We start from the raw sequence: 14,083 nt of genomic DNA on the forward strand, positions 1-14,083 counted from the left end.
CGGTTTGACAATTGTGTTCATACTTTCCTCTGTATCAGTGACCGCTTATTTGCCCGAGAGCATCATCAGATGCTCGACCACGGGACCCAGCGCAAGCGCGGGAACGTAGGTCAGTGCACCGACTAGCACGACTGTGCCGAGCAACAACACGACAAACAACGGACCATGTGTCGGCAAGCTGCCTGCGGTTGTCGCAATGCGCTTTTTAGCGGCAAGCGCACCGGCGATAGCCAGCACTGGGATGATCGAACCGAAGCGGCCGAACCACATGGCAATGCCGGTCGAGATGTTGTAGAACGGCGTGCTGACCGTGAGACCCGCAAAGGCACTGCCGTTGTTGTTGGCCGCCGAGCTATACGCGTAAAGAATCTCGGAGAAACCGTGCGGCCCGGGGTTGGATATGCCCGCTGTGCCCGCGGCCGTCAGCACGCCGATCGACGCACCAAGCAGCACCAGGAACGGTGTCAGCAACACGACAATAGCCACCATCTTCATCTCGTACGACTCGATCTTCTTGCCAATATATTCAGGCGTGCGACCGATCATCAGGCCGGCCACGAACACCGCGAGCATGGCGAAGACCAGCATCCCGTATAAGCCCGAACCCACACCGCCGAAGATCACCTCACCCAGCTGGATCAGCAACAGTGGTACGAAGCCGCCCATGGGTGTCAGCGAGTCATGTGCGTTGTTCACAGCACCGCACGACGCAGCCGTAGTGGCGACCGTGAAGATGCCCGACTGCGCTATACCAAAGCGTGTTTCCTTGCCCTCGGTGTTCCCGCCTGACTGCATCGCGGAAGCGCTTTGGTCCACATGAAGCGACGCGAACAGCGGATTGCCGGCCTGCTCGAATGAGATTTCACCCCAGCATGCAATGGCAAACGCGATCGTCATTGCAGCGAGGATTGCGTAACCCTGCCGCTTGTCGCCCACCATGCGTCCGAACACCACGCACAACGCCGCCGGAATGGTCAGCATCGAGAGCATCTGGACGAAGTTGGAGAACGGTGTCGGGTTTTCGAACGGATGCGCGGAGTTGGCGTTAAAGAAGCCGCCGCCATTCGTGCCGAGCATCTTGATCGCTTCTTGCGAGGCAACCGGGCCCATCGCGATCGTCTGCTTCTCGACCTTGTTGTCCACCATCACCGGATTGCCCTTGGCGTCCTTGACGGCATTACCCTGCGCGTCGGTCTTCGGCGTCTGGTAGGTCGTCGTCTGAAGCGTGGCGACATCCTGGTACGACTCGAAGTTCTGGATCACGCCCTGACTCACGAACACGAGCGCAATGACCGTTGCCAGCGGCGCAAGGATGTACAGCGTGATGCGCGTCAGGTCGACCCAGAAGTTGCCGATGGTCGTGGCGGTATGACGTGCGAAGCCTCGAATCAGCGCGACAACAACCGCAATGCCGGTTGCAGCCGACAAGAAGTTTTGCACCGTCAGGCCGACCATTTGCGACAGGTAGCTCGCGGTCGATTCGGGTGTGTAGTCTTGCCAGTTCGTGTTGGTCACGAAGCTGACCGCGGTGTTGAACGCGCCGTCCGGTGTCATCGGACCAAAGCCTTGCGGATTGGACGGCAGCCACTGCTGCAAGCGCATGAAGCCGAACACGACGAGCACGCCGAGTGCGTTGAAGGCGAGCACAGCGAATGCATAGTGCTTCCACGACATTTCCGACTTGTCGTCGACGCCTGCGAGCTTGTACAGCAGTGTTTCTATTGGCCGGCCGACGCGTCGAACAACGACAGATGAACCATCGAGCACAGAGGCCATATACCGGCCGAGCGGAATCGCGAGCGCGATCAGCACGACGATAAAAAGGCCTGTTTGAAATACGGTATTGGCGTTCATTCCAGATCCTCCGCACGCAATAGTGCGTACACGAGGTACACGAACAAGAGCAGAGTCGAAGCACCTGCCAGGAACAGCATCCAGGTGGTCATGGACGACCTCCCGGAGCGCGACGCAGTTTGTCGCAACCGATGATCAGGGCCGCGCACACTGCCCAGAAGGCGATGATGCCGGCGATATATAGCAGGTCCATTGTTTTGATCTCCCGTAGCGGATTTGGACGTGCTGAAGGTTAGTTGATCGGGCGTAAACGACTGGAAAAGAGAACCGCCGGGGATATAAAGAAAGTGTAAAAACGCGAAGGGGATGTCGGGGGATGGGATGGGCGGGGTAGCTGCTGGTGTTAGCGGTCGGGGTCTATGCCGGGGTGCTGCTTTCAAGGTCTTCGCGGGTTACATGTTGGCTGTACTTTTTCGCTCTACTAAAGAAATTAGCTAACGTATAACCCGCGAATGCCTGGAAAGCAGCAACCCGGCAATGACTCAGACCGCTAACGCCAGAACCTAGCAACCCGGCATTGACCCCACCCAACGCCCAACCCGTACATTCAACCAGACCCCGTACTACGGGCGCAGCCGCCGCGCAATTCGCCCAAACGCGTGCCACTGCTGCGCCAACACGCCATGCCCATAGTTGCGTCCCAAACCTTCCGGCGCGGGCAACTGGTCGCGAATCCCAGTGGGCTCAGTCGAACGATTCCACGCCGCTGTCTTGAACAACACATCCCACCACGGAAACAAAACACCGAAGTTGCATCCATAACGCGTGCCTTCATGACCGTAACCAATCGCGTGATGCCGCCGATGAAACGTAGGACTCACGAGTAAGCGATCAAGGTACGGTACGACCGGCAGGTGCGCATTCACATGCTGAATACTTTGCAGCACATTGCCAACCGCGACCAGTACTACAAACTGCGATGGCTGCACGCCGATAAAAAGCGAAATAGCGGCGAAGAATGCTGCCTGGATGATGTCATCGAGGAAATGATTGCGGTCGTCCGCCCACAGCGACATCTGCTGTTGACTGTGATGAACCGCGTGCAGCTCCCACCACACGCCAAAGCGATGTTGCCAACGGTGATACCAGTAGCCGGCAAAATCCAGGATCACGAGATAGATCAGGAACGACACGACCGGTTGATCGGTCACGCCGGGCCAGACGTTATCGATGTCAACATTCGGTATGTCGTAGATCGCAATCAGGCTTTGCCAATGATTGAACAAAGGCTGCAACAGGAAGAAGAACGTGAGATTGATGATGCCCAGCTTGGCGATCCACGTGTAGATCACATCAGCACGCACCGCCTTCCTGTCCTGCCATGTTTCGATCGGCCGCAATGCTTCCAGCGGCCGCAGAATGGCAAATGTCAGCAGGATCTCCAGCGCGCCGACGATCACCCAATAGAGCGCGTCGTAGGTGTCCTCGTCGTAGCCCATCAAACCGACCTTGAAGAAGATCGGCTGGACCACGTCGACGTATAAGAGCGTCTGCAGCGTAGAGACCGCATTGTCCAGCTGCGCGACGATTTCCGTAATCATGGGGTCCCTTTAGCGCCACCAATAAATCAGGCCAAATAAAAACGCTGCGCGTGATCAGTCCGGATTCGGTGCATACACAGGCGCCCGGTCCGCAAAATAAAGTCCATGCGGAGAACGTCCGACTGCAATGGTGTCAATCAGCTTGCGGCTGTTGAGATCGATCACACCAACGTGTCGCGCAAAGCGGAACGTCACCCAAAGCGTCTTGCGATCGGCGGACAATTCCATGTCGTCGGGTCCGGGCAATAAGCCACTTATATCCCCAACCTTCTGCAGCGTCGTGTAGTCCAGGATGCTGATCGTGCTGGCCACACGATTCGTCACAGCAACATGTTTGCCGTCGTCGAGATTACGGAAGTTGTGCGCGCCTTTGCCCGTCTGAATGCGTTTGACGACTTGCTGCTTACGCCAGTCGACAACGGCGACATCGTCTTCACCCGTCATGCCCACCAGCAAGTCCCGGTCACCCGGCGTCATCCATAGACCTGCCGGCGTATTTCCAACGGGCATTTTCCACTTGACCGTTTGCGTGGCCAGATCGATTGCGGCAAGCTCACCCGAATCTTGTAACGTCACGAATACCGTGCTCGCATCCGACGAAAACGTCATGTGGCTAGGCGTTTTAGCGAGCGGAATACGCTTGGCGATCGTGAGGTCGTGACCGTCGTATTTGTAGATATCGACGCGGTCCAGTCTCAGGCCAGCAGTAACGAACCATTTGTGATCGGGAGAAAAACCTAACTGGTACGGATCTTCTATGCCCTCCACCCGCTTTTGTACCTTGCCGCTGTGCGGATCGACAAAGATCAGATCATTCGATACCGAGTCGGCCACGATAAGCGAGTTACCGTCTGGCGTCACCATCAGGTGATGCGGCTCCTTGCCTGTCGGCGCGGTTCCCACCACCTTGCGGTTCGCTTCGTCGATTAACGTGAGTTGCGCTTCGCCGGAATCAAGCACGATGACTTTGGAACTGGCCGGCGTATCCGCTAGCGCGAAGTTATGGAAAAGCAAGGTAACGACTGCCGTTACCGAAAGGTTTCTGATTGCAGTGCTAAGCATATTGAAAGGAATTGATGACGAGAACGCCCAAAAGGGCTAAAACTGTGCTCTGATTGCTTAACGCGCTCGCTGACCGCCGACTAAGCGCGGACCAGGGGACAAACAAGCAACAAACGCATAAAGCAATTAATGCACTGCACGTGACACCGCCATGATGACCGCAATCCGGTCCGCATAAAGCGGCCCATTATCTCTAACGTATTGAGTCAAGCAATGGATGACCGCGTCCGCCCTGAATCCAGCCGATCGATGAGCGATAGTACAACTCTCGCCATGCGTGATGTGCTGGAAGGCCGCCGCACGGGCTGGTCCGTGCTTCTGCCATTCGCCGGACCCGCAATCGTGGTCTCCGTTGCTTATATGGATCCGGGTAATTTCGCCACGAATATTCAAGCCGGTGCGCGATACGGATACGGATTATTGTGGGTTGTGCTGCTGGCAAACATCATTGCCATGTTATTCCAGTCACTTTCCGCAAAACTCGGCATTGTCACCGGGCGCAATCTTGCGGAGCTATGCCGGGATCATTTACCCAAGCCGCTAGTTTATGCCATGTGGGGAGTCAGCGAAGTCGCCGCCATGGCCACCGACCTTGCCGAATTCCTCGGTGGTGCGATCGGCCTGAGTTTGCTTTTTCACATGCCTTTGTTGATCGGCATGACCGTCACGGCGATCGTGACGTACGGCTTGCTGTTCTTCGAGAAAGCAGGATACCGGCCCCTGGAACTGATCATTGGCGCGTTGGTCGGCATCATCGGCTTGTCTTATCTTGCGGAGCTCTTCATTGCGCCGGTAGCGTGGGGCCAGGTCGGGCTGCATCTGTTCAAACCGGACTTGCCCGATGCGCAAGCCGTGACCATCGCGGTGGGCATTGTCGGGGCAACGGTCATGCCGCACGCACTCTTTCTTCATTCGGGACTCACGCAAGGCCGCCATCCCCCCAAGACCGAGGGCGAACGCAAAAGGTTGCTCACGTTCTCCAACCTGGAAGTGATCATCGCGCTGACCATTGCCGGCATGATCAACATGGCAATGGTCATCATGGCATCCGGCGCGTTTCACTCCGGTCATCCGGAAGTGGCCGAAATTGAAACCGCTTATCACACGCTCGCGCCGCTCTTGGGCATTGCGGCTGCGGGCATTTTCCTGCTCTCGTTGATCGCGTCCGGCATTTCCAGTTCGGTGGTCGGAACCATGGCCGGTCAAATGATCATGCAGGGGTTTGTCGGTTTCCGCATTCCGCTATGGCTGCGCCGCGCGATCACCATGGTGCCGAGTTTCGTCGTGGTCTGGCTGGGCGTGAACGCTACGCAAGCGCTCGTCATGAGTCAGGTCGTGCTCAGTCTTGCGCTGCCGTTCCCCATGGCGGCACTCGTATGGTTCACGTGCCGCCAGGATGTCATGGGTGCATACAAGAACCGGACGCTGATAAAAATCACAGCGATTGTCGCGGCATGCGCGGTGTTGTCGCTCAATGTGATCCTCTTGTTGCAGGCATTCGGCGTCGAGATTCCTGGCTTGCCAGGCGTCTGAGTGACTGACGTCTTGCATTAGGTTCGATGAAGCGCACGCTGCGTGAATTACGCACGAACGATCGCTTCATGCCGCTTGTTGACGCATGAAGATTAATGCGTTTTGAAGGGATTAACGCGTGGCATAATCGGCGCCATATTGTCGACCGTCCGGTGTTGATCACAGCATGTTCCGCCGTCGCTTAATGAAGATCGGAAGCATCCTGGGATTGCTTGCAATCCTGATGACTTCGATCGCGCCGACGGTCTCGCACGCACTAGCCTCGCATGACCGGCTACGCCAGGCGCTCAGCACGTATTGCTCGGCTGACCCGGCCTTTAGCGAAGCGGGTAACAACGACTCCCCCAACGACTCCCCCAACGACTCCCCCAACTCCTCCTCGCACTCCGGTGCACTGCATTGGCAGGCTTGCGGTTATTGCGGCCTGCTCGCTCACTTCCCCATCCTGACCGGTTCGACAGTGGCCTTCGTCGCCGCTGTGCCGGCGACCGTTGCTCCGCTTCCTGTAGTACGCGCTACCGTTCGCGCGTTGCCGCTTTTCATTGCCGCCCAGCCGCGCGCGCCGCCCGTCGCTTCCTGACCCTTCCGTATCTTTTCGACTCGCTTGCTCGCGCCGATAACATCGGCGTGAGCAATAGCCCGTTCACCAGGATTAATACAAAGGACTCAAGATGCGTACGCTTTTAAAGCGGCACGCGGCGCCTGCGCGCGCCGCTCTTATTTGGGCGGCCGGCGCCGCCTGCCTTGCAGGATCCACGCTTGCCTCGGCACACGCGGTGGTCGGCGACCGGGTCTTCCCGGCGACGATGGCCGTGGACGACCCAGGTGTAGGCGATGAATTCGACTTCCAGTACGGCCACATCAAAAGCCCGACCGACGACGGTGACAACATGAATGTCAACACGGCCTCGTTCGAATGGGACAAGCTGATTACGTCGAATCTGGCGTTCAGCATGGGGAGTGCCTATGTCACGCAGAACGCACCCAACGGCGGCTCCGCGAGGGGCTTTGACAACGTCACGCTCGGCCTGAAATATCTGGCTTACTCCAACCCTCGCCATGAGTTCATGGCATCGATCGGCGTGAACGCGGAACTGGGCGGCACGGGTGCTCGCGCGATTGGCGATTCGTCTTCCACCATCACGCCGACGGTGTATTTCGGCAAGGGCTTCGGCGACCTTCCATCGAGCCTCGGCTTCCTGAAGCCATTCGCGATCACGGGCGAAATCGGACCTAATCTGACAACCTCGCGATCATCGCCGAACTCGCTCGACTGGGGTACAACGATCCAGTACAGCATTCCGTATTTGCAGCAGCAGGTGAAGGACCTTGGCTTGCCGCAGCCGATCGCCAATCTCATTCCGGTGGTTGAGTTCCCGATGAACACCTGCACCGCGGGTCCGTGTTCCGGCCATACGACCGGGACGATCAACCCCGGTTTCATCTGGCTCAATCGTTATGGTCAACTAGGTATCGAAGCGCAGATTCCGGTCAATCGCGCGACGGGCAACCACGTTGGCATCCTGCTTCAGGCGCATCTGTATTTCGACGATATCTTCCCTAACTCTGTCGGCAAGCCGCTCTTCTGATCATGAAAAAAGCTCTTTTAAACTCTGCCACTGTGCGTACGTTAATCGCTGCCGCCACGCTTGCGAATGCGCAACTCGCTCACGCCCATGCTTATCCGCAACATCAGGAACCGGGCGCTGGATCCACCGTGTCGACTTCGCAAAAGGAAGTGGCGATCGAGTTCGACGATGGACTTGAACCTGCATTCAGTTCGATCGCCGTGACCGATGCACAGGGCAAGCCTGTCACCAGCGCAAAGTCACTGGTCGATTCGGCGGACAAGAAACATATGTCTGTTGCGCTCAATGCGTTAACGCCAGGGGTTTATTCGGTCGCCTGGGTTGCCGTCGCCGACGACGGGCATCGGACCCAGGGGCACTACAGTTTCACGGTTAAATAGGTAAAGACCGATCGCCGTCGCGAGTCACGCAAGCGCTTGACTCGCGACCGCCAATTCCCTTAAAAAACGTGTAGCAAAACACGCCATCGTCTTGCGTGGTCCGATGCAAATCCTTGATACCGCGATCGAAATCTTCCGCCGTGATCAAGCCTTCCAATATAGCCGACGCACGCACGCCCTCGATCATCGCGGTGAAGGTCTTCCGCGTGAATCCGTCCACCAGATCGGGACGGCTTGCGTCCGCGTAGACCATGCGCGGCGATACGCTAACCTGATCGAAACCCGCCGCGCTCATCAGCGGATATAACTGCCTGCCGATAAGCGCATTCCCACCCGCTTGCTGTTGCAACGTGATCTGACACTGGATGGCCGCACGCGCCGCCAAGCTATCCGGATGAAAATAGGCCGAACCGTGATCCCCTTCAATGACCGTGACGGTACCGCCCGGCTTGAGCAAACGCTTGAGCCGCGTGAGGGCTTCCATCGGCTGCGCGAGATGCTCCAGCACGAAACAGACAAAAACGTGATCGAAAGACTCGGGCTCGAACGGCAGGGAAAAGATATCGGCTTGCTGGAACGTGACGTTCGTCAATCCAGCTGCAAGCGTCTTTTGTTGCGCTGCATCGATCGACTGAGAATTGATATCGATAGACGTAAAGCGTGCGGACGAACTACGCGCGGCCAGCGTAACCGTCTGCGCACCGACGCCGCATCCGGCTTCCAGCACGGTGTGACCGGCGGGATAAACGGTGTCGAAGTGCAGCAAGTCAGTGAGCGTTCGTGCCTGGTTTTGCAGGCGCTCGTTCTCATTCTGTTGATAGCCGTGTACATACGCATCCATGGAACCGGACCTCCTTCAAGTAGATGGTCCAGTGTCACGATTTACGCCGGCGCTCGTCTTGAACGTTATTGCAACGCGCGCACAGAAACCTTCTGCCACGCACCGGGGGTGAATCCAAAATGACGGATAAATTGCCGCGTCATGTGGCTTTGATCCGCGAAGCCACAAGCCGCGGCGGCATGCGCGAGACTTAGTCCATTTCGAATCAGACCTCGCGCGCGCTCGGTGCGCTGTTGCAGCAGCCACGCATGGGGCGGCAGACCATAAGTCTTTTCGAAGCGGCGCAGCACCTGGTATTTACTCAGGCCGGACATGGCGGCTAGTTCAGTAAGCGTTGGCGGATTAAGCAGGTCATCGCCTAGCCGCTCGCGAACCCGTCTTAGGTCACCTCCTATTTCCTGAACACGCGACGTTGTCGAATGAAAGTGCAACAAGAGCCCGCAGGTCTCGACCAACGATTCCTCGCACGCAAGGACGTGCGTGTTGGACGACGGCTGGCCGCCGGTCTCCACGCGTCGAAAAAATTCCTGCAATGCAGCACGAAGTCGGTCATCTGCTATCACTGGACGCGCGAGTTCGACATCCGTTGCAGCGCAGGATTGAGGATCGCCCAACATGGAACCGATCACGCGCGGCTCCAGATAGACCATGCGCCAGCGACGCGAGACGCCACCCACCGGGCGCCCGTCATGCACCTCGCCCGGGTTGGTCGTGATCAGATTTCCCGCCAGCGCCTCGACCTGTCCCCGACCACTAGCGGAACTCTGCGCACCGCTCTCCAGTAGCCCAAGGCCGAATGTTGCGTGCCAGTGTTTGCCATAGTGGCGAGCGCTATCAATGTCTGTGCAATAGACGTCCGCCCAAGGCGAACCGAAAACCCGGCAGGTGTGATCTGGATTGATCTTCATGCGCTAAAGACTATCGCAAGTTAAGCGGAAAGCTGAACAGCGCGTTAACCCCAAAACACCATAATTGGCCGCTAACAACATGGAATCAATTTCAAGCCGGGTTTACCAGAAACGAAATAATAGTTACATCGAAAGATACGATCATCACATTTAAACGACCTTCAACTGGCCAAAATGCCCATAAATGTTATTGACTCGCCATTTGCGTGATGCGAAGATCACAACATTGTTTTGCGATTAAACATCAAAAAATCGCAGAAATCATAAAAGAATTTCGTCATGCAGACGAAGGAGACGAGCGAGATGAGTGAGCCGGTTGCGGCCGCATCATCGCCTCAGGTTCCGTTGATCCGTGTTGCGGGTGTTACCAAGCGGTTTGGCGGCGTGCAAGCGCTTCGCGGGGTCAACCTCGAAGTACTTCCCGGAGAAGTCCATGCGTTACTGGGCGAAAACGGAGCCGGGAAGTCAACGCTGATCAAGATCCTGAGCGGTGTCCATGCTTACGATGAAGGGTCCATCGAAATCGCTGGCGAGAGAGTCGCGTTCGAGTCCCCGGCGCAATCACGCGCGGCCGGTGTGGCCGTCGTCTACCAGGACCTGAGCCTGGTCGAGTCCTTGTCGGTCGGTGCAAACCTGATGCTGGGACGAGAGCCGCGCACGCGCCTGGGCTTCGTGAAAAAACGCGAGCTCATGACCATGGTCAACGACTTTCTGCGTGCCCATGGCATCCCGCTCGACGCACGAACACCGGTGGGTTCCCTCCCCTTCGCCTATCGCCAGATGACGGAGATCTGCAAGGCGCTGATGGGCGACGTACGCGTACTGATCCTTGACGAACCCACTTCGGCGCTGACCGGCGGCGAGGAACAAATTCTCTTCGATGCTATTCGCACGGTGACCAGCCGCGGCGTGGGTGTCATCTATGTCACGCATCGGTTGAACGAGGTGTTTCGTATTTCCCAGCGTGTCACGGTGTTCCGTGACGGGTCGAATGTCGGGATGTTCCCAACGGCGGACACCGACATGAAACAACTGGTGGCGGCAATCATCGGGCCCGGCCACGCGGCCCTGCATGCGCGGGAAAGGACCGCTGCGGGCTCGGCAAGCGATCTGCCTATCCAAGAGAAGACGGATGCCGCCGAAGCCGTCCAGCCGGTTCTTACGTTGTCCAAAGTAGGCAACGACCGGATTCGCGACGTTGACCTCGTCGTCGGCAAGGGCGAAGTCCACGGACTCGCGGGATTGATCGGCAGCGGCCGTACCGAGATCCTTGAAACCATCTTCGGACTCAGGTCAGTCGATACCGGCAGCATTGTGATCGACGATCAGGCGATGTCACGAATAACGCCGGCTCTCGCCATCAAACTCGGCGTTGCGCTCGTGCCGGAGGACCGCCATGTGCAGGGGCTCGTCCTCGATCATTCCATCGAACGAAACCTGACTTTGCCGCGCTTGCCGCGCTTTTCCCGTTGGGGTTGGCTGCGGAGCCAGGCCGCCGTGCAACAGGCGCAAAGCTCGATGAAAAAGCTCGCCGTCAAAGCACCCGGAGCATCCACGTACGTCAAGTTCCTGTCTGGCGGCAATCAGCAGAAAGTGGTCTTTGCGAAGTGGGATAACCCGCGGCCCAAGCTGCTTTTACTCGATGAACCCACGGTCGGCGTCGACGTCGGTGCGCGCGAGGAAATATACGGCGTGATCCAGGACGCCGCTCGTGCCGGCACGGGTGTCCTCGTCGTGTCGTCGGATCTCGATGAGCTTCTGCGCCTGTGCGACCGGATCTCGATTGTCGTCGATGGCCGCATCGTCAATACCCTGGATCGTGCGCATCTCGGCAACGCCGAAGCGCTGCATCATTTGATTCAGCTTTCCCGTTCTTCCATCGAGCTCGCAACATGAACGACTCTGTCTCGACGCCCGCGACCGACGGGCAAGCCGCCCAACCGCAACGTAGCCGCAAGTGGCAATTGTTAAAGCTCCTTTTGCAGGGCGACCGGCCTTATGCGCTCTATTTCGCGTTTGCCATCCTGCTGGTGGTGTTCAGTTTCGCGTCGCCATGGTTTCTTTCCATCGATAACTTCCTGAACATCGGCCGCCAGACCGCGCTTGTTTCCATCATCGCAATCGGCATGACGTTCGTGATCATCGCGCGGCAAATCGACTTGTCCGTCGGGTCCGCACTGGCGCTGTCCGGCATGTCCGCTGCACTCGCGATGTCGCACATTGGCGACAACTGGATCATCGGCGCGATTGCGGGCATTGGGACCGGTGCAATCGTGGGCGCGATCAACGGGATCGTCGTCACGCGCCTGAACATTCCGTCGTTCCTCGTCACGCTGGGGACGCTTAGCGCGGCGCGCGGGCTAGCACTGCTGGTCACCACCACGCGGCCGGTCATCATCACCAACGACTCCTTTGTCTCGATCTTTGGCGAGGGCGATATCTTCGGCGTGCCGGTGCCGATCATCTGGACCTTGCTCGCGGTGATTGCCGGCATCTTGCTGCTTCACTACAGCGTCTTCGGCCGGCAGATCTATGCAGCCGGCGGCAACCCGACCGCAGCGCTTTATTCGGGGATCAACATCAGGCGCGTGACCACGCTTGCGTTCATTCTCACCGGTGCGCTTGCCGGGCTCGCGGCCCTCGTTCTCTCCGCGCGATCTCATGCGGCCCGGCCCGATGTCGTGCAAGGACTCGAACTCGATGTGATCGCCTCCGTGACGCTGGGCGGTTGCAGCCTGTTCGGCGGCAGGGGCTTTGTACTTGGCACGTTGCTGGGCAGCCTGATTATCGGAACACTCAACAACGGTCTTGTTTTGCTGGGCGTCAGTTCTTCGCTTCAGCTTGTCATTAAGGGGGCGATCATTGTCGCGGCGGTCGCCTTTACAAAGAAGTGACGGGGGGATGCCGATCACTCGCGATGCAGTGGGCAGGGGACGCAGTACATCAAAACCAACGGAGGAGAATCATGAAACATCGTCGTGGCTCAAGAATGGTTTTAGCCGGCATGATGGCAGCGGCAGGCGTTGCGGCCCTGTCCTCTTTCGATGCCAGCGCGCAATGCGTGACCGGATTACAGGTTGCATCGATAGGACCGTCAACAATTGTCGGGCAAGGACCGAATGGCGAAAAGGCGGCGTCGGTGGATACGGTGAAGCTGAGCGATGCTGACGTGGCGAAGATCAAGGCCGGCAAGTTCAAGGTTGGCATTTCGATGCAGACCATGAATCTCGACTGGTCGCAACTGCAGGTGCAGGGCATTACCGACACGCTGAAGAAATACGGCGTGGAAGTCATTGGCACGGCGTCGGCCGAGTATCAGGTCGACAAGCAGATTGCGGATATCGAGAACACTATTCAGCGCCACCCTGACGGCATCATTTCCATTCCTGTCGATGGGACTGCGACCGCGGCAACCTACAAGAAGGTGTCGCAGGCCGGCATCAAGCTGGTGTTCATGGATAACGTCCCGACGGGCTTGAAGCATCCGGAACAATATTCGTCGATGATCTCAGCTGACAGCGAAGGCAATGGCCAGATCGCAGCCAAGGTTCTTGCGTCGTGCGTGCCCAAAGGATCGACCATTGGGCTGGTCAATTTCGGCGTGGATTACTTCAGTACGAAGGAGCGCACTAAAGCGGTCAACGACTGGATGAAGAAGAATCGGCCCGACCTCAAGATCAAGCAAGTGGACTTCACTGATCCGTCGAAAGTTGGGCAGATCGCGGGTGACTTCTTGACGGGCAACCCGGACGTCAAGGGATTGTTTGCTGTGTGGGATCAACCGGCGTTGGACACGCTGACATCGATGCGCGCTCAGGGGGTGAACATTCCGGTCACCACGGTCGATCTTGGTCTTGAATCCGCTATCGAGATTGCCAAGGGTGGACCGCTGAAGGCAACGGGTTCGCAGCGGCCTTATGACCAGGGCGTGGCTGAGGCAATGGCCATGATGAAGGCGCTCATTGGACAGACGCCACCGGCGTGGATTGGCGTGCAGTCATTGGCGGTTGTGCAGTCGAACGTGCTCGAATCGTATAAAACCGTCTTTAAGAAAGATCCTCCGGCGCAGTTGGCGGATGCTTGCACGAAGGCTAAGCCGGCTTGTGGTTGATCGGCGCTTTGCTTTGCTTTGCTTTGCTTTGCTTTGGTGATTCTTAGGTGATGCTGGCGAAGCATTTGGATTGGATGCTTCGCCAGAGGTTTCGCTTGCAGCTGGTTCGTTCGCACTCGGGGGGTTCTGAAGTTAACGGTCTGGTTCATTGCCGCGTTGCACGGGTTCTGCGTTAGCGGTCAGAGTCAGTGCCCAGTTGCTAGGTTCTGGTGTCAGCGGTCTGATTAATTGCCGGGTTGCTGCTTTCCATGTCTTCGCGCGTTA

Annotated in this window: 13 protein-coding genes; 7 read left to right on the plus strand and 6 right to left on the minus strand. The window is 57.7% G+C overall.

The features are described from left to right. Positions 1–45: 45 nt before the first annotated feature. The 4 genes from kdpA to ACSQ83_RS32075 all read right to left on the minus strand — a co-directional run bounded on the left by kdpA (position 46) and on the right by ACSQ83_RS32075 (position 4,457). Positions 46–1,854: a potassium-transporting ATPase subunit KdpA gene (kdpA, locus tag ACSQ83_RS32060; protein ID WP_436230880.1), complete on the minus strand. Its 1,809-nt coding sequence runs from the start codon at positions 1,852–1,854 to the stop codon at positions 46–48. Next, on the minus strand, positions 1,851–1,946 hold the full coding sequence (locus ACSQ83_RS32065; protein WP_299717650.1) for a potassium-transporting ATPase subunit F: 96 nt from the start codon (positions 1,944–1,946) through the stop codon (positions 1,851–1,853). Before ACSQ83_RS32065 ends, kdpA begins: the two co-directional genes overlap by 4 nt. 471 nt (positions 1,947–2,417) lie before the next feature. Continuing rightward, positions 2,418–3,395 carry a sterol desaturase family protein gene (locus tag ACSQ83_RS32070; protein ID WP_414950339.1) on the minus strand — a complete coding sequence of 326 codons (978 nt, stop codon included), beginning with the start codon at positions 3,393–3,395 and terminating at the stop codon, positions 2,418–2,420. 54 nt (positions 3,396–3,449) lie between these two features. Further along, complete coding sequence (locus ACSQ83_RS32075; protein ID WP_414950340.1) at positions 3,450–4,457, minus strand: beta-propeller fold lactonase family protein; 1,008 nt, start codon at positions 4,455–4,457, stop codon at positions 3,450–3,452. A 213-nt stretch (positions 4,458–4,670) separates the two neighbouring features. Here ACSQ83_RS32075 and ACSQ83_RS32080 point away from each other — a divergent pair, with 213 nt between their 5' ends. From ACSQ83_RS32080 to ACSQ83_RS32095, 4 genes are all read left to right on the plus strand, one after another. Next, positions 4,671–5,990, plus strand: coding sequence for an Nramp family divalent metal transporter (locus ACSQ83_RS32080; RefSeq protein WP_414950341.1), 1,320 nt, complete (start codon positions 4,671–4,673; stop codon positions 5,988–5,990). Positions 5,991–6,174: 184 nt separating this feature from the next. Beyond that, entirely contained in the window at positions 6,175–6,570 is a 396-nt protein-coding gene (locus ACSQ83_RS32085) for a DUF2946 domain-containing protein (protein WP_436230881.1), read from the plus strand. 91 nt (positions 6,571–6,661) lie between these two features. Next, entirely contained in the window at positions 6,662–7,579 is a 918-nt protein-coding gene (locus ACSQ83_RS32090; protein WP_436230882.1) for a hypothetical protein, read from the plus strand. Positions 7,580–7,581: 2 nt separating this feature from the next. Next, positions 7,582–7,959 carry a copper resistance CopC family protein gene (locus ACSQ83_RS32095; RefSeq protein ID WP_436230883.1) on the plus strand — a complete coding sequence of 126 codons (378 nt, stop codon included), beginning with the start codon at positions 7,582–7,584 and terminating at the stop codon, positions 7,957–7,959. Here the strand turns inward: ACSQ83_RS32095 and ACSQ83_RS32100 are convergent. Both ACSQ83_RS32100 and ACSQ83_RS32105 read right to left on the minus strand, forming a co-directional pair. After that, the gene (locus tag ACSQ83_RS32100; protein WP_436230884.1) at positions 7,952–8,800 is read right to left on the minus strand and encodes a methyltransferase domain-containing protein; all 849 of its coding nucleotides are present in this window, start codon (positions 8,798–8,800) and stop codon (positions 7,952–7,954) included. The two genes, ACSQ83_RS32095 and ACSQ83_RS32100, sit on opposite strands and share 8 nt — an antisense overlap. A gap of 65 nt (positions 8,801–8,865) precedes the next feature. Then, the gene (locus ACSQ83_RS32105; RefSeq protein WP_436230885.1) at positions 8,866–9,708 is read right to left on the minus strand and encodes a helix-turn-helix domain-containing protein; all 843 of its coding nucleotides are present in this window, start codon (positions 9,706–9,708) and stop codon (positions 8,866–8,868) included. A 303-nt stretch (positions 9,709–10,011) separates the two neighbouring features. On the opposite strand from ACSQ83_RS32105, the gene ACSQ83_RS32110 reads away from it, so the two are divergent. The 3 genes from ACSQ83_RS32110 (at position 10,012) to ACSQ83_RS32120 (ending at position 13,819) form a co-directional block, all read left to right on the plus strand. Continuing rightward, complete coding sequence (locus tag ACSQ83_RS32110) at positions 10,012–11,604, plus strand: sugar ABC transporter ATP-binding protein (protein WP_436230888.1); 1,593 nt, start codon at positions 10,012–10,014, stop codon at positions 11,602–11,604. Further along, positions 11,601–12,602, plus strand: coding sequence for an ABC transporter permease (locus ACSQ83_RS32115; RefSeq protein ID WP_414950348.1), 1,002 nt, complete (start codon positions 11,601–11,603; stop codon positions 12,600–12,602). Before ACSQ83_RS32110 ends, ACSQ83_RS32115 begins: the two co-directional genes overlap by 4 nt. A 71-nt stretch (positions 12,603–12,673) precedes the next feature. Next, positions 12,674–13,819, plus strand: a complete 1,146-nt coding sequence (locus ACSQ83_RS32120; RefSeq protein WP_414950349.1) for a substrate-binding domain-containing protein — start codon at positions 12,674–12,676, stop codon at positions 13,817–13,819. The last annotated feature ends 264 nt before the right edge of the window (positions 13,820–14,083 follow it).

It is taken from the genome of Caballeronia sp. LjRoot29 (genome assembly GCF_964252755.1).
In the GTDB taxonomy this organism is placed as follows: domain Bacteria; phylum Pseudomonadota; class Gammaproteobacteria; order Burkholderiales; family Burkholderiaceae; genus Caballeronia.